Raw genomic sequence first — 22,580 nt, forward strand, 5'->3', positions numbered from 1 at the left:
CTCAGGCGGCCGCGTTGACCGCGCCCCGCATATATTCCTCCAGTTCCGCGGTTTGCGCCCGCGAAAACTTCAGTCCCAGTTTCGTGCGGCGCCAAAGCACGTCCTCCGCGCGCAATGCCCATTCCTGGCCGATCAGCCAATCCACTTCCGCCGCATAGAGATCCGCCCCGAAGTGCTTTCCGAGCTCGGCCTCGCTCGCGGCATTGCCGAGAAGCTGCGCCGCCCGCGTGCCGTAGAGCCGTACCAGCCGGCGGGCGTGGGAGGCGGCTAGAAAAGGATAGCGCGTCTTGAGCTTCGCGACCTCGTCGTCATAGCCGCCGGCCGGAAAATCGCCCCCCGGAAGCTGCGATCCGGCCGTCCACTTCCTGCCCTTTTCCCCGATGGTCTCGCCGATCTTCTCGAGCGCCGATTCCGCAAGCCGCCTGTAGGTGGTGAGCTTGCCGCCGAAGACGTTGAGCAGGGGTGCATCGCCGTTCTCGACGCGCAGCACATAGTCGCGGGTCGCCTCCTGCGCCTTGCTCGCGCCGTCATCGAAAAGGGGGCGCACGGCGGAATAGGTCCACACGATATCCTCTCTGCCCACCGGGTCGCTGAAATATTCGCTCGCCGCCTCGCAGAGATAATCGATCTCTGCGTCGCTGATGCGCACGTCAGCCGGATTGCCGGTGAAATCGCGATCGGTGGTTCCGATCAGCGTGAACTCGTCCTGGTAAGGAATGGCGAACATGATCCGCCCGTCCGGGTTCTGGAAGAAATAGGCGCGCGGATCGTCGAACTTCTTCTTAACGACGATATGACTGCCCTGGACTAGGCGGACATTGCGGACGTCGTTGTTGCCGACCGCTTCGGAGAGAACCCGGTCCACCCAGGGGCCCGCGGCATTGACGAGCATGCGGGCGCGTATCGTCTCGCGCGCGCCTGTCGCCGCATTCTCGATTTCGATCGCCCAACGGCCGCCCTCACGGCGCGCCGAGACGACGCGGGTACGCGCCATGATCCTCGCGCCGCGGTCGGCGGCGTCGCGCGCGTTCAGCACCACGAGGCGAGCATCGTCGACCCAGCCGTCCGAATATTCGAATGCTTTGGTGAAGAGGCGCTTCAGCGGTGCGCCTGCGGGATCGCGCGTCATGTCGAGCGTCTTCGTCGCCGGCAGAAGCTTGCGGCCGCCTATGTGATCGTAAAGAAAGAGGCCGAGGCGGATCAGCCAGGCCGGCCGCGGACCACCCTTGTGGAAGGGCAGCACGAAGCGCATCGGCCAGATGACGTGCGGCGCCATCGCCCAGAGGACTTCGCGCTCCATCAGGGCTTCGCGCACCAGGCGGAATTCATAATGCTCGAGATAGCGCAAGCCGCCATGGATGAGCTTGGTCGAGCCGGAGGATGTTCCGGAGGCGAAATCGCTCATCTCCGCAAGCGCGACGGAATATCCACGGCCAGCCGCATCACGCGCGATGCCGCATCCGTTGATGCCGCCGCCTATGACGAAGACGTCGAATATCGTCTGCTCTGACACTCTTGTTTTCCCCTCCACACTCCGCGACATAAAATTTGTGCAATCGCGAAAGTGAAAGCAGTTAAAGCGAAAATATTTCGAATGTCAAACGAATGTTCCGGCTTCGCGCTCGGGAATCGGGGACCGGATCACACCTCGGTCTCGACCAGCCTCACATCCTGGTCGGCACAGATTTTCCGAACGTTTTCAACGATGCAGCGGTCGGTGATGAATGTCTGTACCTGCGAAATATGGCCGATGCGCACCGGCGCGGTGCGTTCGAATTTCGTCGAATCCGAAACGAGGATGACATGGCGCGCATTGGCGATGATCGCCTGCGCAACTTTCACTTCGCGATAATCGAAATCGAGCAGGGCTCCGTCGGGGTCGATCGCCGAGGCGCCGATCACCGCGAAATCCACCTTGAACTGCTTGATGAAGTCGACGGCGGCCTCTCCGACGATGCCGCCGTCGGAGCCGCGGACGACCCCGCCGGCGATCACCACCTCGATCGAGGGGAAGACCCGCAACCTGTTGGCCACGTTGATGTTGTTGGTGATGATCATCAGTTCCCGGTGGTCGAGGAGCGCCTCTCCCACCGCTTCCGTCGTGGTGCCGATATTGATGAAGAGCGAAGAATTGTCCGGGATGAGCGCGGCCGCGGCCCGGCCGATCGCCTGCTTTTCCGCCGCGGCGATCTGGCGGCGGGATTCGTATCTGACGTTTTCCTTGCCGCTCGGAAAAATGGCGCCGCCGTGAATGCGGTTCAAAACCCTGGCGTCGCAGAGATCGTTCAGGTCCTTGCGGATCGTCTGCGGCGTAACGGAAAAGCGCTGGGCGAGATCCTCGACCAGCACGCGGCCTTCCGTTTTCGCCAGTTCCAAAATCTCCGCCTGTCGTCCGGTCAGATACATCCGCCCCTCGCGTTTCGTTTTCTTTCATAATATGCAAAAACGAAAGCGGCGCAATTTCAGATTAGAAATATCCGGCGCGTTCGATTTTCGTTGCGGCTCGCGCCCGATCTGCGCTGTAATCGGTGGGGGCACGCCAGTCTGACGTTATCGGGAGGAAGAAAGCGCATGTATCATCCGGCCTTGTTCCAGGGCATAAACGTGGTGGTTACCGGCGGCGGGAGGGGCATCGGCCTCGAGGTCGTGCGGCAGTTCCTCGATTGCGGTGCGCGCGTGGTGGTGCATATGGGGCGGACGATCGCCGCCGACCGCCCCGAGTTTCTCGATCTTGCAGCGGCCGAGGGCAGGGCGTTCCTCGCGGCGGCGGATTTCGTTGCCGACGGAGGCGTCGATAGCCTCGCCGATGTGGTGAGGAGCCGCTTCGACAGCGTCGATGTCCTCGTCAACAATGCCGGCACGATGGTTGGCCGCTTTCCGGCGTCCGATCTCACCGATGAGCAATACCGGACGGTCGTGCAGCTCAACCAGACCTCGGTCGTCGAGATGACCCGGACGATGCTGCCGCTCCTGCGCAAGGGCAGACATCCTGCGATCGTCAACACGGTTTCGATCTCGGCGCGCATGGGCGGCAGTCCCGGCTCTTCGATCTACTCTGCCACCAAAGCTTTCGTCTCAACCTATTCGAAGGCGCTGGCGCGTGAACTTGCGCCGGACGGCATCCGTGTCAACTGCGTCTCGCCCGGCACGATCACGACGGATTTCCACGAGCGCTATTCGACCCCGGAGAAGCTGGAGGCGACGCGCAAGACCATCCCGCTCGGCCGGCTTGGGACGGCGGAGGATTGCGCGCCGGCCTATCTCTTCCTCGCCGCACACGCGCTTTCGGGCTATATCACCGGCCAGGTCCTGGAGGTGAATGGCGGGCAGCTCATCGCTTAAGCGCGCGTCCGCCCCTCATCCGCCTGCCGGCACCTTCTCCCCGCTTGGCGGGGAGAAGGCCAGTCCTCGGGTCAAACTCGAGGAGAGGCGAAAAAACGTGTGCACTGAGTGATCCGGATATGATCGACAAGCTGGAATTTTTTCTCGCACTGGCCCGCGAACGGCATTTCGGCCGGGCGGCGGAGGAGTGCGGGGTGACCCAGCCGACGCTTTCGGCAGCGATCCGGCAGCTCGAAGAACAGCTCGGCGTGATCCTGGTCAATCGCGGATCACGCTTCCAGGGACTGACGCCCGAAGGGCAGCGGGTGCTGGAATGGGCACGGCGGATCGTCAGTGACAGCCGTACGATGCGCGAGGAGATGCGTGCAGCGCGAAAAGGTCTTTCGGGGCATATGCGCCTCGCCGCGGTGCCGACGACGCTCTCCATGGTGCCGCTCATCACCGCGCCCTTCCAGGAGAAGCATCCGGACGTCACCTTCTCGGTGCTTTCGACCACCTCGCTGCAGATCCTCGCGCTTCTCGAAAACCTCGAGATCGATGCCGGTCTGACCTATCTGGAGAACGAGCCGCTCGGCCGGGTGACGAGCGTGCCCCTGCAGATCGAGCAATATCATCTGGTTACGGCCGCCGGTACGGCGCTTTCGGATCGCGAAAGCGTGACCTGGAAGGAAGTGAGCGACATTCGGCTTTGTCTATTGACGGCCGACATGCAGAACCGTCGCATCATCAATCAGCACTTTGCCGAGGCGGGCGCGGTCCCGAAGCCGACCCTCGAATCGAATTCGATGATCGTGCTCTTTTCCCACGTCCGGACCGGACGGTGGGCGAGCATCATGCCCTATAACGTTGCGAAATCATTCGGTTTTCACGAGGACATACGGATGATCCCGATCGTCGATCCGGACGTCCGCCATACGGTCGGCCTGGTCGCCACCTATCGTGAGCCATTCACGCCGCTCGTCTCCGCGCTGTTGCACGAGGCGCGTATCCTCGGTGAGCGCAACCAGGTTCAATAGAAATTTTCTATCGATCGACGGAACAGCCATATTGACCCATGAAAGCATAAGCGCGAAGCTTGTTTCATGGGCAAAGAGCGTGAAATCTCCGACCTTTGCCAACTGGTTGAGACAGCGGCACGACGACGGTGGGAGATCCTGGCGGCGCGGCCGCGAGCCGGGAGGGCTCCTTCAGTGAATATCCATCTGCCGCGCGCAGACGTGACCGAACGGACGCTGGCGATCGTCGGCGAGCTCAAGGGGCTCGAAGGCCCGCTTCTTCCCATCTTGCACGAAATCCAGGACGAGTTCGGCTATGTGCCGGAGGAGAGCCTGCCGGTGATCGCGCGGGAACTCAATCTGTCGCGCGCCGAAGTCTATGGCGTGGTTACCTTCTATCACGATTTTCGCGAGCACCCGGCCGGGCGCCATGTGCTGAAGCTCTGTCGCGCCGAGGCCTGCCAATCGATGGGCGGCGACCGGCTTGCGGAGCGCGCCAAGGTGCTTCTCGGGATCGATTTCCATGAGACGACGCCGGACGGCGCCGTGACGCTTGAGCCGGTCTACTGTCTCGGACTCTGTTCCTGCTCGCCGTCGGCGATGCTCGACGGCGAGGTTCATGCGCGCCTCGACGAAGCAGAGCTCGAGGCGCTGGTTGCGGAGGCGCGCCGATGACCGTCAGGATCTACATTCCCCTGGATGCGGCGGCCATTGCGCTTGGCGCCGAAAAGGTGGTGGAGGCGATGGCCGGCGAGATCGCCGCACGCGGGCTCGACGTCACGATCGTGCGCAACGGCTCGCGCGGCATGCACTGGCTGGAGCCGCTGGTCGAAGTCGAAACGGCCGCAGGGCGCGTCGCCTACGGCCCGGTGAAGGCGCGCGATGTCGCCTCGCTTCTCGATGCCGGGCTGATTTCGGGTGGCGCGCATCCTCTCTGCCTCGGCAAGACCGAGGAAATTCCGTTTCTCAAGCGACAGACCCGGCTTACCTTTGCCCGTTGCGGCGTCATCGATCCTCTCTCGCTCGAAGACTATCGCGCCCATCGGGGCTTGCTCGGTCTCGAGCGGGCGATCGCAATGCAACCGGCGGCGATCGTTGCCGAGGTCACGGAAAGCGGCCTTCGCGGCCGCGGCGGCGCCGGCTTCCCGACCGGCATCAAATGGAAGACCGTCCTGGAAGCACGAGGGCCGCGGAAATACATCGTCTGCAATGCCGACGAGGGCGACAGCGGGACCTTTGCGGACCGGATGATCATGGAAGGCGATCCCTTCGTGCTGATCGAGGGGATGGCGATCGCCGGTATCGCGACCGGTGCGACCAAGGGCTACATCTATACCCGTTCGGAATATCCGCATGCGATCGCGGTGATGAGCGCGGCGATCGAGATCGCCCGTGCCGCCGGTGTGCTCGGTGCGTCGGTGCTCGGCTCGGCGCACGCCTTCGACATGGAAGTGCGCACCGGCGCCGGCGCCTATGTCTGCGGCGAGGAGACCTCGCTCCTGAACAGCCTCGAAGGCAAGCGCGGGCTCGTGCGCGCCAAGCCGCCGCTGCCGGCACACAAGGGCCTTTTCGACCGCCCGACCGTCATCAACAACGTCATCTCGCTCGCTTCCGTGCCGGTGATCCTCGACAGGGGCGCCGGTTACTATCGCGATTTCGGCATGGGCCGGTCGCGCGGAACGATCCCGCTGCAGATCGCCGGCAACGTCAAGCATGGCGGCCTCTTCGAGACCGCATTCGGCCTGACGCTCGGCGAGATCGTCGACGGGATCGGCGGCGGCACGGCGAGCGCCCGGCCGGTCAAGGCCGTCCAGGTTGGCGGCCCGCTCGGTGCCTATTTCCCGCGGGCGCTCTTCGATACGCCTTTCGACTACGAGGCATTTGCCGCCAGAGACGGGCTCATCGGTCATGCCGGCATCGTCGTCTTCGACGACACGGCCGACATGTTGAAACAGGCGCGTTTCGCCATGGAGTTCTGTGCGGTCGAAAGCTGCGGCAAGTGCACCCCATGCCGTATCGGTTCGACGCGCGGCGTCGAGGTGGCCGACAGGATCGCCGCCGGCATCGAGCCGGAGAAGAACCGCGAACTGCTCGCCGATCTCTGCAACACGATGAAGTTCGGCTCCCTCTGCGCCCTTGGCGGCTTCACGCCCTATCCGGTGATGAGCGCCATGACGCATTTTCCGGAGGATTTTTCACCGGTGCCGGTCGTGGAGGCTGCGGAATGATGGCTGCGATGGCACTTGAATTTTTGCCCCTCACCCTAACCCTCTCCCCGCAGGCGGGGAGAGGGGACCGGAAGGGCACGGCATATCCCTTCTCCCCGCGAGCGGGGAGAAGGTGGCGGCAGCCGGATGAGGGGCGGAAGCCGGTATCGGCGGCGGCGCGTACCCCCCTCTGGCCTGCCGGCCATCTCCCCCACAGGGGGGGAGAATGGATGCGGCGCGCTCGGCGTCTTGACCGGAGCGCCCCACGTGCAGAAGCGTTTGTTTTGGAGCGAGTGGCCGGCCACGATTCGATCTCCCCGCTTGTGGGGGAGATGCCCGGCAGGGCAGAGGGGGGTGAAGCCGCCCCCTTGAACGCAATTTCTCAGGAGGCCCGCTAATGTCTCTCATTCACGAAATCGACTACGGCACCCCTGCCTCCAAGTCCGAGAAGACGGTGACGCTGACGATAGACGGGCGCGAGATCACGGTTCCGGAAGGCACGTCGATCATGCGTGCGGCAATGGAAGCGGGCATCGAGGTGCCGAAGCTTTGCGCTTCCGACATGATGGATGCCTTCGGCTCCTGCCGGCTCTGTCTCGTAGAGATCGAGGGACGCGCCGGCATGCCGGCCTCCTGCACGACGCCGGTGGCGGCAGGCATCAGCGTTTCGACGCAGACGCAGCGGCTGAAGGATGTCCGCCGCGGCGTCATGGAGCTCTATATTTCCGACCATCCGCTCGACTGCCTCACCTGCGCAGCCAATGGCGATTGCGAGCTGCAGGACATGGCCGGTGCCGTGGGCCTGCGCGACGTGCGCTACGGCTATGACGGCGAGAACCATGTGACGGCGCGCAACAATGGCGAGATCAACGCAAAATGGGCGCCGAAGGACGAGTCGAATCCGTATTTCACCTATGATCCGGCGAAGTGCATCGTCTGTTCGCGCTGCGTGCGGGCCTGCGAGGAAGTGCAGGGCACCTTCGCGCTGACGATCAGCGGCCGCGGCTTCGATTCGCGCGTCTCCGCCGGCATGAACGAGGATTTCGTTTCCTCCGAATGCGTCTCCTGCGGCGCCTGCGTGCAGGCTTGCCCCACGGCGACGCTGACGGAAAAATCGGTGATCGAGATCGGCCAGCCGGAGCACTCGGTCGTCACCACCTGCGCCTATTGCGGCGTGGGCTGCTCGTTCAAGGCGGAGATGCGTGGCGAGGAGCTGGTGCGCATGGTGCCCTGGAAGGACGGCCAGGCGAATCGCGGCCATTCCTGCGTCAAGGGCCGCTTCGCCTATGGTTATTCCAACCACAGGGACCGCATCCTCAATCCGATGGTTCGCGAGAAGGTCACCGATCCCTGGCGCGAGGTCACCTGGGAAGAGGCTTTCGCGCATATCGCCTCCGAGTTCCGCCGCATCCAGTATCAGTATGGCCGCGATTCGGTGGGAGGCATTACGTCTTCGCGCTGCACCAATGAGGAAACCTTTCTGGTGCAGAAGCTGGTGCGCGCCGGTTTCGGCAACAACAATGTCGACACCTGCGCTCGCGTCTGCCATTCGCCAACCGGTTACGGCCTCAACCAGACCTTCGGCACCTCCGCCGGTACGCAGGATTTCGACAGTGTCGAACACACGGATGTTGCGGTCATCATCGGTGCCAACCCGACCGACGGCCACCCGGTCTTCGCCTCGCGGCTGAAGAAGCGGCTGCGCCAGGGCGCCAAGCTGATCGTCATCGATCCGCGCCGAATCGACCTCGTCCGCTCCGCCCATGTCGAAGCGTCGTACCACCTGCCGCTGAAGCCCGGCACCAACGTTGCCATCTTGACGGCGATTGCGCATGTCATCGTCACGGAAGGCCTTGCCAACGAAGCCTTCATTCGCGAGCGCTGCGACTGGTCGGAATTCGAGGATTGGGCGGCCTTCGTGGCAGAGCCCCATCACAGCCCGGAAGCAACCGAAGCCTATACCGGCGTTTCACCGGAACTTGTGCGCAGGGCTGCGCGGCTTTACGCCACCGGCGGCAACGGCGCGATCTATTACGGCCTTGGCGTCACGGAGCACAGCCAGGGTTCGACGACGGTGATGGCGATCGCCAACCTCGCCATGCTCACCGGCAACATCGGCCGGCCGGGCGTCGGCGTCAATCCGCTGCGCGGCCAGAACAACGTCCAGGGCTCCTGCGACATGGGATCCTTCCCGCACGAGCTTCCCGGTTACCGACATATTTCGGACGATGCGACGCGCGAGATCTTCGAGAAGCTCTGGGGCGTGACGCTCAATCACGAGCCCGGCCTGCGCATCCCCAATATGCTCGACGCGGCCGTCGAGGGCACCTTCAAGGGCCTCTACGTGCAGGGCGAGGACATCCTGCAGTCGGATCCGGACACCAAGCACGTCGCCGCCGGCCTTGCGGCGATGGAATGCGTCGTGGTGCACGATCTCTTCCTCAACGAGACGGCTAATTACGCCCATGTCTTCCTGCCCGGATCGACCTTCCTCGAAAAGGACGGAACCTTCACCAATGCCGAGCGCCGCATCAACCGCGTCCGGCGCGTCATGCGGCCGAAGAACGGCTATGCCGATTGGGAGGTGACGCAGAAGATGGCGCAAGCCATGGGGCTTGCCTGGAACTATCGCCATCCGTCCGAGATCATGGACGAGATCGCGGCGACGACGCCGAGCTTTGCCATGGTCTCCTACGACTATCTGGACAAGATGGGCTCGGTGCAGTGGCCGTGCAATGAGAAGGCGCCGCTCGGCTCGCCCATCATGCATGTCGACGGTTTCGTGCGCGGCAAGGGCAAGTTCATCCGCACCGAATACGTGGCGACCGACGAAAGGACCGGTCCGCGCTTCCCGCTGCTTCTGACGACCGGCCGTATTCTCAGTCAGTACAATGTCGGCGCCCAGACGCGTCGCACGGAGAACGTCGTCTGGCATGCGGAAGACCGGCTGGAAATCCACCCGCACGACGCCGAGCAGCGCGGCATCCGCGACGGCGACTGGGTCAGGCTCGCCAGCCGCTCGGGCGATACGACGCTCCGCGCGTTGATCACCGATCGCGTCGCGCCGGGTGTCGTCTATACGACCTTCCATCACCCCTCGACTCAGGCGAACGTCATCACCACCGACTTTACCGATTGGGCGACCAACTGCCCGGAATACAAGGTGACCGCGGTGCAGGTCTCGCCGTCGAACGGTCCTTCCGACTGGCAGCGCGACTATGACGAGCAGGCTCGCCGGTCGCGTCGCATTTCCGGCAAGCTGGAGGCGGCGGAATAGGAGCGAGAATGGCGGGCAAGCGAGTTTCGTCCTCTCCATCCGGAACGACGGCGACGGTGCCGGAGGCTGCAAGGCGGGGCGGCATCCTCGTCGCGCAGTCGCGCGTCGTGCCCGAGGAAACGCCGGTTGCCTTCACCTATGGTGGTTCGACGCATGCGGTGATGATGGCGACACCTGCCGATCTCGAGGATTTCGCCATCGGCTTCAGCCTGACCGAAGGGATCATCACCCGTCCAGAACAGATCGACGACATAGACATCGTCGTCGAGGACAAGGGCATCGATCTGCAGATCAGGCTCGAGGACGAACAGAACGATATTCTGCGCCTCAGACGTCGCCACATGGCCGGGCCGGTCGGTTGCGGTCTCTGCGGTATAGAGTCGATCGAGGAGGCCGTTCGCCCGACGCCCGATGTCTCCGCCTCGCTGCTTCGCCTTTCCGATCAGGACGTGGTGGACGCAGTTGCGCTTCTCAATGGACAACAGCCGCTGCATTTCGAGACACGGGCGGTGCACGGTGCCGCTTTCTACGTGCCCGGACGCGGACTGATCGCGGTCCGCGAGGATGTCGGGCGTCACAACGCGCTGGACAAGCTGACCGGAGCGGCCGCGCGCGCCGGGTTCAGGGGCGCTCAGGGCGCGGTTGTCGTCACGTCCCGGGTATCGGTCGAGATGGTGCAGAAAACCGCGATCGTCGGGAGCCCGGTGATCATTGCCATTTCTGCGCCGACGGCGCTCGCCATCCGCACGGCGGAAGGGGCGGGCATGACCCTCATCGCACTTGTCCGCGGCGACGAGTTTGAAATCTTCACCCATGCGGAGCGCATCATCCGGAATGACGAGGAGCCTGCGTCCTTGTCCGCCCGCGTGCCGCTATTCTGAATGCGGAGCAATCGTCCATGTCTGAAAACCACCCCAACGCCAAGCTCGTCTATATGGCGAACCAGATTGCCACCTTCTTCCTGACCCAGCCGGCGGAGGGGGCGGCCGAGGGCGTGGCCACGCATATCAACAAATATTGGGAGCCGCGCATGCGCCGCAAGCTCTTGGAGCATATCGCGCATGGCGGTGAAGGGTTGAACCCGCTGGTGCTCGAGGCGGCTGAGAAGATCCGCCGTCCGGAGGCGGTTTAAGGCCTGTTGGTCTGGCTGGATTCCTGTGACAAGCACAGGAATGAGGAAATCAAACAAGCGGCGGCGGGTGGCCCGAATCTCGACACGCCCTTAGAGCGCTTCCAGGAAGTTTGTCCTTCGATCCTCGTTCCTGTGCCTTCACAGGAATCGAGCCAGCCCAAGTCCTTGGGCTGGAAAAGACCCTTTCCGCCCCGCAGGCGCGTCGCTGCCCTCATCCCGGTGACAGGTAGAGGAGGGAGAAGCTTGTGCTCTTCCCGACGGGAGCCGTTGCGTTCGAAGAAGAGCGCGGGCGGGAGTGCGGTCAGAAATTCTCCCAGTTGTCCGAAGCGGGAGCGAGCGCGAGATTGGACCTCGTGCCGCTACGCAGCGCCTTTGCAGTTGCGTGCAGACGCGTGGGCGAATGGGGCGCTTCCATCCTGTTGTCGCTTGCGGGCGAAGCGTTCCGTCCGATGCGGAACTGACGCAGCAGGGCGTGCAACGCGTCCGCCTCCTGCGACATCCGATGGCTCGCGGCCGTGCTTTCCTCCACCATGGCGGCGTTCTGCTGCGTCGTCTGATCCATCGCATTGACCGCCTGGTTGATTTCCTTGAGACCGGTCGACTGTTCGCGGGCGGCTTCCACGATCGCCGAGACGTTGTGATTTATCTCCTGCACCTGCGCCAGGATGGTTTCCAGGGCGGTGCCGGTCTGGCCGACCAGCGATACGCCGTTCCTCACATGCTCGCCTGAAGCGGTGATCAGGGATTTGATGTCCTTTGCCGCGCTGGCCGATCGCTGCGCCAGTTCGCGGACCTCCTGGGCCACGACGGCGAAGCCCTTGCCGGCTTCTCCGGCACGCGCCGCCTCGACACCGGCATTGAGGGCCAGCAGGTTCGTCTGGAAGGCGATGTCGTCGATGACGCCGATGATGTTGCTGATTTCGCGCGAGGATTGCTCGATCTGGCCCATGGCGCCGATCGCGCTTTTGACGACAAGTCCGGAGCGCTCGGCGCCATCCTTCGTCTTTGCGACCAGATTGCCCGCTTCCTCGGCACGGCGGCTGGAATCCGCGACGGTCGTGGTGATCTCGTCCAGCGCTGCGGCCGTTTCTTCGACGGAGGCCGCCTGCTGTTCTGTGCGTTTCGACAGATCGTCGGCTGCAGACCGGATCTCGCGTGCGCCGCCGGCGATCGCGCTGGCATTTTCGCCGACCGTCTGCATGGCCCGACAGAGGCGGACAAGCGCTTCGTTGAAGTCCTTGCGCACCGTTTCCATGCTGGGAACGAAGGGCGTGTCGAGCGATTGTGCCAGATCGCCGTCGGCAAGCGCTCGCAAGCCGGCTCCGAGCGCATTGATCGCGGCCATGCGTTCGGTAACGTCTGTCGCGAATTTGACCACCTTGTAAACCCGGCCGTTCGGATCGCGAATGGGGTTGTAGGCGGCCTGGATCCAGACCTCCTTGCCGGCCTTGCCATAGCGCACGAATTCGTTGGAGATGAATTCGCCCTGGGCCAGGCGCTTCCAGAAATCGGCATATTCGGCCGTGCCGGTATAACCGGGCTCGCAGAACATGCTGTGGTGCCGGCCCTGGATTTCGGAGAGCTGATAGCCGAGCGTGTTGCAGAAGTTCTCGTTGGCTGTGAGCACCTCGCCGGCAGGCGTGAACTCGATCATCGCCTGCGAGCGGGAAATGGCGTCGAGCTTGCCCGCATCTTCCGTGGCCCGCATCTTGACGGCGGTGATGTCGGTTGCGAACTTGACCACCTTGTAGGGCTTGCCGTTTCGGGAGACCGGGTTGTAACTCGCCTGGATCCAGATCTCCCGTCCGCCCTTGGCGAGGCGCCGGTAGCTGTTGCTGTCGAATTCGCCGCGGCCGAGGCGTGCCCAGAACTCACGATACTCCTCAGTCGCCACGTATTCCGGCGCGCAGAAGATGCGATGGTGCTGTCCGACGATTTCCTCCAGACTATAGCCGAGCGCCTTGCAGAAGTTCTCGTTGGCGTCGAGGACGTTGCCGGCGAGATCGAATTGAATGATGGCCTGCGATTTGGACAAGGCTTCGATGATCTGCCGTGCGTCACGGCTTCTGGTAAATGAAAACATGATCCCCTCTGAAATTTTCGCGTAAAACGGCCGCGGAGCGGGCGTTTGTGATCTGCTTCGCCGTCCTTCAGGAAAGGGCGGCTGGCGGTTGCTGGGGAGATTTCGAAATCACGAAGGGCTTCATGCCGCTGTGCGATAAATTAGTAAAGCGAGCTTAAAATCGCGTTAAAATAGAATTTTTGCTTACATACTCGTAATAAGATGTGGTCCTTTGCAGCACAGAGCGACTCAACTGTTTCAAGGAAATAGTGAGTCGCTCCCGATATGCAGATGCGCAGGCTCAGGCCGCCAGTTCTTCGGTTTCCCGCTCCTTGAACATGCGGGCGAGATTGAGGAAGCAGATCATGCCCGATTCATTGGCGATGATGCCTTCCGCAAAGCTCTTGTCGAAGGATGCGGTGACTTCAGGCACAGGCTGTACCTGACTGCCCTGCACGGTCAGAATGTCGGAAACGCGGTCGACGACGAGACCGATGACCATGTTGTGGACCTCGGCGACGACGATCGCGCTGCGTTCGTTGGTGACGGTCGATTTCATGCCGAGCTTATGGGCGAGATCGATGATCGGGATCACCGTCCCGCGCAGGTTCATCACGCCGATCACTTCCGGCGGGGCATGCGGGATGGGCGTCGAGGGGGCCCAGCCGCGTATCTCGCGGATCGTCGTGGTCTTGACGCAAAATTCCTGATCGTGGAGGCGAAACGCTATGATTTCGAGCGTCTCGCCGTCGAATCCGGTTGCTCTCTGCGTGCTTGTCATCGAAGGTCCTTCCAGCTTTCCGGTCGTGGTGGTCCGCCGATGACATCCGGCGAGGCGCAAGCCGCTTCATGCGCGGAAAATCCGCCTTGCGCGCTGTATGCCTATACTAGGCGCGGATTCGTTAAGCCTTTGCTGAACGTTCCCCCCTCGCAGGAGAGCGGGCGGAGCGTGGCTTCAGGCCGCGCGTGTCGGCCGGTCGAGGATACGGCGTCCGAAGAGGCTTGCCGTCAGTTCGACCAGAATGCGCGCGCTCTTGCCCCGGTCGTCGAGGAACGGGTTGAGCTCGACCACATCGAGGGAAGAGACGAGGCCGCTGTCGCACAACACTTCCATGATGAGGTGAGCCTCGCGGAAGGTCGCGCCGCCCGGGACCGTCGTCCCTACGCCGGGGGCAAGTTCCGGATCCATGAAATCGACGTCGAGGCTCACATGCAGCAGACCGTTGGCCGCGCGAACGTCATCGACGATCTGGCGGATGATATGGGCCATGCCCATCTCGTCGAGGGTCCGCATATCGAAGACATTGACGCCGTGCTCGGCAATTTCCTCGCGCTCACGTGCGTCGACCGAGCGGATTCCGACCTGATAGACCTTCTTCGGGTCCACCAGCGGCCGGTCCTTCGGGAGGATCGGAGCGAACTCCGCTTCGCCGCAGAAGAAGGCGACGGGCATGCCGTGCATGTTTCCGGAGGGCGAGGTCGCCGGCGAGTTGAAGTCGGCATGCGCGTCCAGCCATAGGACGAAGAGGGGCCGGCCGACGTCCTGGGCATGACGCGCCATGCCGGAGACGCTGCCCATCGAGAGCGCGTGGTCGCCGCCGAGAATGATGGGGAAATGTCCCTTGCGCGCGGTTTCATGCACGGCTTCGTCGAGCGCGCGCGCGAAAGCTGCGACGGATTGCAGATTGTTGGCGCCGGGATGATTGGCGAGATCGCGTGCCGGCAGCGGCCTCAGATCCCCCTCGTCATTAACCGTATGGCCGAGTTCGGCGAGGACCGTGTCTATGCCTGCGATTCTGAGCGCCGTCGGCCCCATGGCCGCGCCGCGGCGGCCCGAGCCTTCCTCGATGGGTGCGCCGATCAATGTGATGGTTTTCATGTCCGCCTGGTCCCTTCGCCCGGTTGCCGGGAAGCTCGGTTCCCGTGAAGTTCGGCGGATTATCGTCAAAAAGCGTGGCGGCAAAAAGATGGAAAACTGTCGATTGGGAAGATAAGATGCGCAAAGTGTAAGGTCCCTTTGACGAAGTGATAAGATGGATGATCTCGATCAGGCGCTCATCGGCGCTCTCCGGCAAAATTCCCGTATGCCCGTCTCCGCGCTTTCGGCGATGACCGGCGTCTCGCGTGCCACGGTCGCTGCGCGCATCGACCGGCTCGTCGCGAATGGGACCATTGCCGCTTTCACCATCCGCACAGGCGCGGAAATCCCCGCCTCCGGAGTCAGGGCCGTGGTGATGATCGAGGTTCACGGAAAGATGGCGGACCGCGTCGCCGAACAATTGCGCGGGCTGCCGCAGGTGCGGGCGCTGCATAGCACCAACGGAAGGTGGGATTTCATTGCCGAACTCGAGGACCGGGACCTCGCGAGCTTCGACGAGACCTTGCGGCGCATTCGTTTGATCGACGGCATCAACGTGACCGAAACGAACATTCTGCTGAAGACCAGCAAGTTGACCGGGTCTTCGTGAGGCGATCGCCGCGGCGCGAATTGGCGACGCACGGCTGCTTTTGTTCTTGATTTGTTCTTGTCTTCGGATAAGATGTTCCTCTCAGCAAACAAGAGAGGCATGAGCACGGGCGCGGTCTCCGCGGCATGCGGTCTCATTTTGAACGATGGCGTATTTGATCGCGGGTTCCACCCGCTCGACATCATTGCGATCCAGGGAGATTGCCATGGCTAGTTATTCCGGCGGCCCGTCGGTACGGCAGATCTGCATAAAGCTCTTCGTCAGGCATGGTGACGAGGAGCGGGCGATTGCGTTCTACCGCGATGTCTTCGGCGCCGAGCTGCTGCAGCGGCACGAGTGGAGCGGCATTCTGACGAGTGCCGACCTCTGCATCGGCGACTCGGTCTTCCGGGTGGCCGGCGCCAACCCACGCCGGGACGCCGAACCGAGGCTCGGCGGACCGCGATCGCCGCACGCGCTCGGAACAACCGCGGCGATCCTGGAACTGCACGTCGACGACGTGGACCGCGTGCTCGAAAGGGCGATGGGCTCCGGCGCCAGTCTGCGCAATGTCGCCGAAACGCTGCCGACCGGCGACCGGGTCGGCGCCCTCATCGACCCGTTCGGTCATATCTGGGCGCTCTTCACGGCAACGAACGAGAGCGAAGTACTGGATGAATTCGGGGTCGATCGCAATGCGGCGTGAAGGGGCGCTCCTTCACGCCTGACCCGAGCTCGCCTGTTCGCTTCAGAAAAATTCGTCCAGCAGCCGGTAAAGGGCGAATCGGATCATTTCACTGAGACAGCGAAATGATCCAGCCCTTGAGAGTACGCACTTCCGGACTGAAAACCGTTATACACTTTTCCTGGAAGTGCTCTGACCATTTGATCCAACGCACTTCCGGACGGAAAACCGTTATACACTTTTCCTGGAAGTGCTTTGGAAGCGGGTGAATCCCGCAAGTGGTTTCATGATGTGTCCGCGGCCGTCGCCGAAGAATTGGGATAGGCCGGCTGCGACCTCGTCGCTCGGATTGCCGTAAATCTCGAACTTCTCGACGCTGCAATGCTTCGATACCGCTCGGATGTGAGGGTCCGATATTTCCCAATGGCGCAGAACGTCTTCGCAATTCCGATAGAGCTGAAAGCTGACCGCACGCATCTCCTGCTCGTCGATGAATGTCTGGACCATGAGTTGAGGTCCGTTTCGCTCGACGAACTCGATCGCTTGCTTCACCGCTTCGCGAAAGGGTTCCAGACTGCCTTCCGTGATCTTCATCACGTTCCGGAAGAGTATCTGCTCAATCATGTCGTACCTCCGTGTCCGTTACACGGAGTGATTTCTGCAACCTCAACCGTGCTTGAGGTCAAGACTCCGGTTCGAAAAATAATGGGACGGCCGAGATGATGAACCCGTCCGCCGGATCGGCCGGCGGGCGGCATCGTCAGGCATCAATATTCCCTCTCGAAGAAGATGCCTCCGGCGGCCGAGCCGTCGCCGGCCGCTTCTCCCTTCAGCTTCACGCCGCGGCCGATGTCGAGGTTGATGACCGCCTTGCTGGACGCGGAGTCCGAGCCCTGCTGCAATTCGAGATAGGTGCGGTCGTTGAGATATTTGCCGGCGCGGACCTGGGCGCCGCCGCTCTCGTCGGTCGTGATGTCGAGATCGTCGACGCCGAGCTTGTTGCGCAGGCCGTCGAGCAGCGACGTCGATCCGCCGCCGGCAAGCTGGCCCACGGCCGAGGCGAGCTGCGCGATCTGGAAGGCGGAGAGATTGTTCAGCGACCGGTTGAAGATGAGCTGCGCCAGGATCTCGTCCTGCGGCAGGGCCGGCGACGAGGAGAAGGTCACCGTCGGGTTGTTGGCCGGGCCTGCAACGTTGACCGTGATCGTCGTCGATCCGGCGCTCGAGGTCGCGTCGAGATCGAGCGTCGGGATGAGGTCACCGCCAAAGCCGATGTGACCGTCGGTGAAGGTCAGGCGCTTGCCGAGGATCTCCAGGCGCCCGCGACGCATGTCGAATCCACCGGAAACGATCGGCTGGACGGCGGTGCCGCGGATGGTCAGATCGCCGCCGAGTTCGGCATCGATGCCGCGACCGCGTACGAAGAACTGGCCCGGGGAATTGACGGCGAGGTCGAAGGCGATCGCGCCGCTTGCCTCGGCGCCGGCGGACGTATCCCGGCGCAGATCTTTCGTCATCCGCTGCACGCGTGCCGGGGCGTTGCGGTGCTTGATGTCGATCTGCGAGAGCGAGGCCGGCAGCTTCTCCGGTATGGTGATCGCGGCCCTGCGGATCGTCAGCCTTCCGCCAAGCACGGGCGTCGAGACGAGCGGCCCGTTGAGCGTCAGGTCGCCTGCAAGGTTGGCGGTGAACAGCGTGCCGTCCACATAGGTCGCATCGTTGAGCCGGATTCTGAGATCCGCCGGGAAGCCGGAATCGGGAACGATGCCCACGGTGCCGCTCGCCTCGATCGATCCGCCGCTTGCCAGATTGGCCGAGAGCCGAGAGATCGTCGCCTGCCTGCCGTCCAGTGCGACATTGGCGGTGAGGTCGTTGAGGGCGAGATTGCGGCGAACGTCCACGAGCCGGGCGCCGGCGGTCGAGACCGTGCCGGCGATCTGCGGCGCCTTGGCCGGGCCGGAGAGCGAAAGGTCGACCTTGGCCGATCCGGTCAGGGTGAAGCCCTGTTGCGCCATGATATTGGCGAGCAGCGCGAAAGGTACGTCGCCGGCGAATTTCATCGAGATCGGCATGTCGCCGCCAAGCTCGACATTGCCGCCGCCTCGGAAGGAAAGGTCTCCGGGGCCGGAGACCGTGGCATCGACGGTGACCCTGTTGTCGGCGAAGCGCCCCTTTGCAGCAATCGCCAGCGACGATACGCCGGCGCCGCGCGCCGCTGCGACCGAGGCGTTGCTCCATCTGAGGTCGTAGACGACCACCGGAGCCGCCGCAGTTCCGTCCACGTCCACCGTCCCGGCGATCGTGCCTTCCGCCCCGAGGGTCGGGGCGAAGGTGTTGATCAGTGCGGCAGGCAGCTCGTTGAGTCTTGCCGAAATATCGAGCGTCGGTCCGGCAGAACCGGCGACCGTGATCGTTCCCCTCGAAGCCTCGATGGTCAGGGCATCGAGGAGCACCGTGCCGTTCTCGATCGCGACGACGGTCGGGCGTGCAAGCTTCAGCGGTATCCGCTTGGGCGTTGCCGCGAAAGAGGCGAGGCGGACTTCGGTGCGCCCGCCGCTTGCGACCATGTCGCCTTTGGCCGAAAGAGGGCCGCCGTCATATCTGCCGTCGACGGTGAAGCCGGTCCTGCCGCCCTGCTGATCGAAGGTGAGATTGAAGCCGGTGACACGGTTTTGACCCTGAGCGACGTTTTCCGCCTTGACGCTTCCCCGGATCGCGAGTGCCGCCACATCGGCGATGCTGATATCGGCAACCGGCTTTGTGATCGTCAGATCGCCGCGCTTGATTCCGCTGCCGTTCGCTTTCAGCGAAAGGGAGGTCACACCGCCCGCCGTTTTGATCGCTGCCGAGCCGGAGAGGTCTCCCGAGACCTTCTCGCCGGCCATGGCGGCAAGAAGGCCGAGATCGGGCAGATTGAAGTCGATGGTGCCCTCGGGCTTGAAGTCTGCCGTCAGATCGATCGCACCCGTCAATCTGTTGTCGCCGACCTTCGCCTCCAGGGTCGGGATCGAGGTGCGGCCGTCCTTCGAGACCACCTCGGCCTTCACGTCGATCGCCTGGCCGTCCAGAGCTCCCGTCGCCGTCAGCTTGGCCTGCGGACTGCCGGGTTTCGCCGTCGCATCGGCGGTGATCACGAAGTCCGAAAGCGTGCGTCCGGCGAGGACCGCGCCGCTGGAGGTCACTTCCGCCTTGACGCCGAGCGCGTCGAGCGGCCCGGACAGGTCGGCGCTGAAGGCTGCCTTGCCTTCTGCCTCGGCGAGCAGCTTGCCGAGATCCGGTAATGCGCCCTTTATCTTGGCCGTCAACGCGCCCTCGGCAAGGGCGGCCGAACCGGTGGCGTTGACCGTCCCGGATTTGACTTCGAGTGCGCTCAGTTCGACGGCGCCGCCGGCCCCTGTCTCGACCTTGCCGGAGACGGTGATCGGCGCATCGAATTTTGCGCCGATGCCGGGCGGCAGCGCGGCGGGTTCGGCAACGAACCGGAAATTCGCCTCGGCCGTGTCGCCGGCGCGGTCGAGGCTAGCCGTCACATCGCCGCGAAAGCCGGCGCGTTCGATGACCAAGGGATCGAGGCGGATGGTGTCGTCAGCGACGGTCACGGTTCCCTTCGCCAACAGGTCTTCCGCCGTTATGCCGGCCGACCGCACGGAGGCGATCGAGGCGCCGCTCCAGGTGAGATCGTAGCGGACGACCGGTGCCGCGCCGTTCCCGGCAATGTCCACCTTGCCCGCAATCGTGCCCTCGGCCCCGAGCGTCGGTGCGACGGTGTGGATCAAGGTGGCTGGCAGCTCGCTGATATCCGCCGAAATATCAAGCGTCTCGCCTGCCGTACCGGTGACGGCGACCGTACCCGTCGATGCCTGGATCGTCAGCCCATCGATATGCACGACGCCGTTCTCGATGGCGATGACGGTCGGCCGGGCAAGCTGCAAGGGGATGCGCTTGGCTGTCGCCGAGGCCGATGCAAGGCTTATCTCGGTCCGGCCGTCACGGCTCGCCAGATCGCCGGTCGCTGCGAGCGGAGAGCCCTCATATTCGGCACCGACCGAGAAGCCGGTTCTTTCCGCCTGTTGCTCGAAGGCGATATCGATGTCCGTCAGGCGGTTTTCGCCTTGGACGACGCTTTCGGCCCTGACACCGCCCTTGATCGCCAGGCTGGCAAGATCGGCGACGTCGACGTCGACCACCGGCTTGGCAATGGTCAATGCGTCCCGCCTGATGCTTTCGCCGCGGGCCGTCAGCGCGAGCGACGTGACGCCGTCGGCGGTCCGGATTGTCGCGGAGCCGGCAAGGTCGCCCGATGCCTGCTGCCCGGCCATGGCGGCAAGGAGGCCGAGATCGGGCAGGTTGAAGTCGATCGTCCCGTTCGGCTTGAAGTCGGCTGTAAGCTCCATCGCACCGGTCAGGCGGTTTTCGCCGATCTTTGCCTCGAGGGCGGGGATCGAGGTGCGGCCATCCCGGGTGACGACGTCGGCGCGGACGTCGATCGCCTGGCCGTCGAGGGTACCGGTTGCCGTCAGCTTCGCTTCGGGGCTCCCCGGCGTCACGGTAGCGTCGGCATTGACGACGAGATCGTCCAGTGTGCGGCCAGCGAGCGTCGCTCCGCTTGAGGTTATCTCTGCTTCGATACCGAGCTTGTTCAGAGGACCGGAGGCGACCGCGTGGAAGGCGGCCGAGCCCTTCGCATCGGCGAGCAGCCGTCCGAGATCGGGCAGCGTCCCCTGGATGTCCGCAGTCAATGTGCTTCCGGCAAGCGCAACGGAGCCGGAGGCGTCGAGCGCACCGGACTTTATGTCGAGTTCGCTCAACCGGACGCTGCCGTCCTGTTCCACGACCGCATTGCCCGCAAGAGCGATGGTCCTGTCGAACTTGTCGGCGAGCCCCGGCGGCAGGACCTCTCTGACGGCAAAGGCCTTGAATGCCGCCTCGAGCGTCGTTTCTACGCGATCGAAGCTGCCGGTGACGGTGCCGCCGATGCTCGCGCTTTCGATCTCCAGCGGGTCGAAACGGATGTCTTCCGGAGTAACGGCGATGGTGCCGTCGAGCTTCAGGGGCGCCTGCACCGCCCGATCGAGATCGGCATTTGCAAAGCGGCTCTCGGCGATTTCTACGGTCGTCTTCAGGGGACCGGACCGGGTCGCCAGATTGAAGGCGTCGCTCTGTGCCGACAGCCGGATGCCGCCCAATCGTCCCGGCGGCAGGTTCACGGAGGGCACATTGGCGGCGATGTCGAGGATTGCCGACTGCCCGTCGCCGATCAGCGACAGGTTTGCGGTCTCGACGAGCGCCTGCAACTCGCCGTCTTTCAGCGGCCAGCGGAAATCGAAAGGTCCGCTCGTACCGGCGAGCCTTGCCTGGAGGTTGTTCTCGCCGCGGCTGTCGACCGTGCCGGAGATATCGAGCGTCATGGCGCCGGTCGAAATCTTGCCCGCATCGATCCGGACCTTGCTCGTGCCGTCGAAGGCGGCCCTCAGGTCGATCCTGCTCTCCCCTTCGAAGAGCGGCCTGAAGGCCGGCGGCGTCAGCGTGGCGAAAGCGCCGCCGCCGGATACGGTAAGCATGTGCATTCCGTCGGCCGCGAGCACGTGCTGCCCGTCGAGCCGAAGGATCTCGCTTTCGTCGAGCGTAACCGTGCCCGAGCCCGCCCAATCGGAAAGCGGTCCCTGTCCGGTCACGGTCATGTTGACGGCAGGTTCTCCCGGCAGGCGGAGCAGCCTCGCCAGAAGGCCGCCCTTCGGCTCCGCGAGCTCGGCTTCAAGCTTCAGCTGGTTGCCGGCCGGGTTGAAGACGAGATCGGCTGTCGCGCGCGCATCAGGGCGGTCCCGTTCGGCGGCATCGAGCTCGAGAGCGATGCTGGAATTCGTCGCGTAGAGCTTGCCCTTGGCCGTCAGGAAATGATCTTCGCCGGCGATCTGTTTGCCGAGCACGATTTCCTTGAGGTCGAAGGCATCGATCTTCACGTCCACCGGAAGGGCAAATGTCGAGCGCACTTCCTGGGTCTCGGTCGAGGGGACGGGCAACCGTTCGACGCGGACCGTGCCGGCCGAAATCCTGCTGGCGTCGAAGCGAAGCGAGAATAGTTCTGCGGGCGTCCAGTCCACCGAAAGGTCGCGGACCTCCGCATAAATGCCTTCGCCATCGAAGAGCGTAATGGTGCCGGCCGTGAAGTCGCCGGTCAGAAGCGCGCCCGGGTCGGCGATGCGTACGATCTGGTCGGGGGTTGCCGCATATTTCTCGATCGCCCAGGCGACGACGCGGGCGCCGGGCACCGTGAAGCCCAGAAAGCCGACGAGCAGGAGGAGCACGACCACGAGCGTGCCGAGGGCGGCGAAGAAGTACCGCAGCGCAGATCGAAGGAAAAAGGTGACCTGATTCATGTCCTATCCATAGTCCATGTTGCGCCGCTCTGGAATCGGTAGAGTGCTGGCACATC

General features: G+C 63.6%; 16 protein-coding genes. 9 read left to right on the plus strand and 7 right to left on the minus strand.

Going from position 1 to position 22,580, the window contains the following annotated elements; genetic code table 11:
- Position 1: 1 nt before the first annotated feature.
- A complete protein-coding gene (gene glpD, locus AC6CIG_RS25645; protein WP_018097258.1) occupies positions 2-1,513 on the minus strand; it encodes a glycerol-3-phosphate dehydrogenase in 1,512 nt (503 codons plus the stop codon).
- Between the two features lie 128 nt (positions 1,514-1,641).
- Positions 1,642-2,406 (minus strand): DeoR/GlpR family DNA-binding transcription regulator, encoded by a 765-nt coding sequence (locus tag AC6CIG_RS25650; RefSeq protein WP_018097257.1) that lies wholly within the window; start codon positions 2,404-2,406, stop codon positions 1,642-1,644.
- Between the two features lie 165 nt (positions 2,407-2,571).
- On the opposite strand from AC6CIG_RS25650, the gene AC6CIG_RS25655 reads away from it, so the two are divergent.
- The 7 genes from AC6CIG_RS25655 (at position 2,572) to AC6CIG_RS25685 (ending at position 10,953) form a co-directional block, all read left to right on the plus strand.
- Positions 2,572-3,342 carry an SDR family NAD(P)-dependent oxidoreductase gene (locus AC6CIG_RS25655; RefSeq protein ID WP_127710658.1) on the plus strand — a complete coding sequence of 257 codons (771 nt, stop codon included), beginning with the start codon at positions 2,572-2,574 and terminating at the stop codon, positions 3,340-3,342.
- Between the two features lie 119 nt (positions 3,343-3,461).
- A complete protein-coding gene (locus AC6CIG_RS25660; RefSeq protein ID WP_010970351.1) occupies positions 3,462-4,358 on the plus strand; it encodes a LysR family transcriptional regulator in 897 nt (298 codons plus the stop codon).
- Between the two features lie 174 nt (positions 4,359-4,532).
- Positions 4,533-5,012, plus strand: a complete 480-nt coding sequence (locus tag AC6CIG_RS25665; protein ID WP_127710660.1) for a formate dehydrogenase subunit gamma — start codon at positions 4,533-4,535, stop codon at positions 5,010-5,012.
- Entirely contained in the window at positions 5,009-6,565 is a 1,557-nt protein-coding gene (locus AC6CIG_RS25670) for a formate dehydrogenase beta subunit (RefSeq protein ID WP_127710662.1), read from the plus strand. Before AC6CIG_RS25665 ends, AC6CIG_RS25670 begins: the two co-directional genes overlap by 4 nt.
- Before the next feature lie 376 nt (positions 6,566-6,941).
- Complete coding sequence (fdhF, locus tag AC6CIG_RS25675; RefSeq protein WP_018097252.1) at positions 6,942-9,821, plus strand: formate dehydrogenase subunit alpha; 2,880 nt, start codon at positions 6,942-6,944, stop codon at positions 9,819-9,821.
- 8 nt (positions 9,822-9,829) lie between these two features.
- Positions 9,830-10,702, plus strand: a complete 873-nt coding sequence (gene fdhD / locus AC6CIG_RS25680; protein ID WP_102761819.1) for a formate dehydrogenase accessory sulfurtransferase FdhD — start codon at positions 9,830-9,832, stop codon at positions 10,700-10,702.
- A 17-nt stretch (positions 10,703-10,719) separates the two neighbouring features.
- Positions 10,720-10,953, plus strand: a complete 234-nt coding sequence (locus AC6CIG_RS25685; protein ID WP_127710666.1) for a formate dehydrogenase subunit delta — start codon at positions 10,720-10,722, stop codon at positions 10,951-10,953.
- Between the two features lie 301 nt (positions 10,954-11,254).
- Here the strand turns inward: AC6CIG_RS25685 and AC6CIG_RS25690 are convergent, their stop codons facing one another.
- From AC6CIG_RS25690 to rocF, 3 genes are all read right to left on the minus strand, one after another.
- On the minus strand, positions 11,255-13,036 hold the full coding sequence (locus AC6CIG_RS25690; protein ID WP_127710670.1) for a methyl-accepting chemotaxis protein: 1,782 nt from the start codon (positions 13,034-13,036) through the stop codon (positions 11,255-11,257).
- 280 nt (positions 13,037-13,316) lie between these two features.
- Positions 13,317-13,796 carry a chemotaxis protein CheW gene (locus AC6CIG_RS25695; RefSeq protein WP_127710672.1) on the minus strand — a complete coding sequence of 160 codons (480 nt, stop codon included), beginning with the start codon at positions 13,794-13,796 and terminating at the stop codon, positions 13,317-13,319.
- A 174-nt stretch (positions 13,797-13,970) separates the two neighbouring features.
- The gene (gene rocF / locus AC6CIG_RS25700) at positions 13,971-14,894 is read right to left on the minus strand and encodes an arginase (RefSeq protein WP_437412428.1); all 924 of its coding nucleotides are present in this window, start codon (positions 14,892-14,894) and stop codon (positions 13,971-13,973) included.
- Between the two features lie 154 nt (positions 14,895-15,048).
- Here rocF and AC6CIG_RS25705 point away from each other — a divergent pair, with 154 nt between their 5' ends.
- Both AC6CIG_RS25705 and AC6CIG_RS25710 read left to right on the plus strand, forming a co-directional pair.
- A complete protein-coding gene (locus AC6CIG_RS25705) occupies positions 15,049-15,483 on the plus strand; it encodes an Lrp/AsnC family transcriptional regulator (RefSeq protein ID WP_100674603.1) in 435 nt (144 codons plus the stop codon).
- 205 nt (positions 15,484-15,688) lie between these two features.
- Positions 15,689-16,168, plus strand: a complete 480-nt coding sequence (locus tag AC6CIG_RS25710; protein ID WP_018097246.1) for a VOC family protein — start codon at positions 15,689-15,691, stop codon at positions 16,166-16,168.
- Positions 16,169-16,378: 210 nt separating this feature from the next.
- On the opposite strand, the gene AC6CIG_RS25715 is transcribed toward AC6CIG_RS25710, so the two are convergent.
- Both AC6CIG_RS25715 and AC6CIG_RS25720 read right to left on the minus strand, forming a co-directional pair.
- Complete coding sequence (locus AC6CIG_RS25715; protein WP_127710675.1) at positions 16,379-16,771, minus strand: hypothetical protein; 393 nt, start codon at positions 16,769-16,771, stop codon at positions 16,379-16,381.
- Positions 16,772-16,914: 143 nt separating this feature from the next.
- Entirely contained in the window at positions 16,915-22,524 is a 5,610-nt protein-coding gene (locus AC6CIG_RS25720; RefSeq protein WP_127710677.1) for a translocation/assembly module TamB domain-containing protein, read from the minus strand.
- Between the last annotated feature and the right edge of the window lie 56 nt (positions 22,525-22,580).

The organism is Sinorhizobium sp. GQ132 (genome assembly GCF_059758575.1).

What these genes read in the sequence shown, in the direction of transcription:
- AC6CIG_RS25695 (WP_127710672.1), bottom strand. Translation starts at nt 13,796, where the DNA reads ATGACAAGCACGCAGAGAGCAACCGGATTCGACGGCGAGACGCTCGAA.
- AC6CIG_RS25705 (WP_100674603.1), top strand. Translation starts at nt 15,049, where the DNA reads ATGGATGATCTCGATCAGGCGCTCATCGGCGCTCTCCGGCAAAATTCC.
- rocF (WP_437412428.1), bottom strand. Translation starts at nt 14,894, where the DNA reads ATGAAAACCATCACATTGATCGGCGCACCCATCGAGGAAGGCTCGGGC.
- AC6CIG_RS25685 (WP_127710666.1), top strand. Translation starts at nt 10,720, where the DNA reads ATGTCTGAAAACCACCCCAACGCCAAGCTCGTCTATATGGCGAACCAG.
- fdhF (WP_018097252.1), top strand. Translation starts at nt 6,942, where the DNA reads ATGTCTCTCATTCACGAAATCGACTACGGCACCCCTGCCTCCAAGTCC.
- AC6CIG_RS25655 (WP_127710658.1), top strand. Translation starts at nt 2,572, where the DNA reads ATGTATCATCCGGCCTTGTTCCAGGGCATAAACGTGGTGGTTACCGGC.
- AC6CIG_RS25650 (WP_018097257.1), bottom strand. Translation starts at nt 2,406, where the DNA reads ATGTATCTGACCGGACGACAGGCGGAGATTTTGGAACTGGCGAAAACG.
- fdhD (WP_102761819.1), top strand. Translation starts at nt 9,830, where the DNA reads ATGGCGGGCAAGCGAGTTTCGTCCTCTCCATCCGGAACGACGGCGACG.
- AC6CIG_RS25690 (WP_127710670.1), bottom strand. Translation starts at nt 13,036, where the DNA reads ATGTTTTCATTTACCAGAAGCCGTGACGCACGGCAGATCATCGAAGCC.
- AC6CIG_RS25720 (WP_127710677.1), bottom strand. Translation starts at nt 22,524, where the DNA reads ATGAATCAGGTCACCTTTTTCCTTCGATCTGCGCTGCGGTACTTCTTC.
- AC6CIG_RS25670 (WP_127710662.1), top strand. Translation starts at nt 5,009, where the DNA reads ATGACCGTCAGGATCTACATTCCCCTGGATGCGGCGGCCATTGCGCTT.
- AC6CIG_RS25710 (WP_018097246.1), top strand. Translation starts at nt 15,689, where the DNA reads ATGGCTAGTTATTCCGGCGGCCCGTCGGTACGGCAGATCTGCATAAAG.
- AC6CIG_RS25715 (WP_127710675.1), bottom strand. Translation starts at nt 16,771, where the DNA reads ATGATTGAGCAGATACTCTTCCGGAACGTGATGAAGATCACGGAAGGC.
- AC6CIG_RS25660 (WP_010970351.1), top strand. Translation starts at nt 3,462, where the DNA reads ATGATCGACAAGCTGGAATTTTTTCTCGCACTGGCCCGCGAACGGCAT.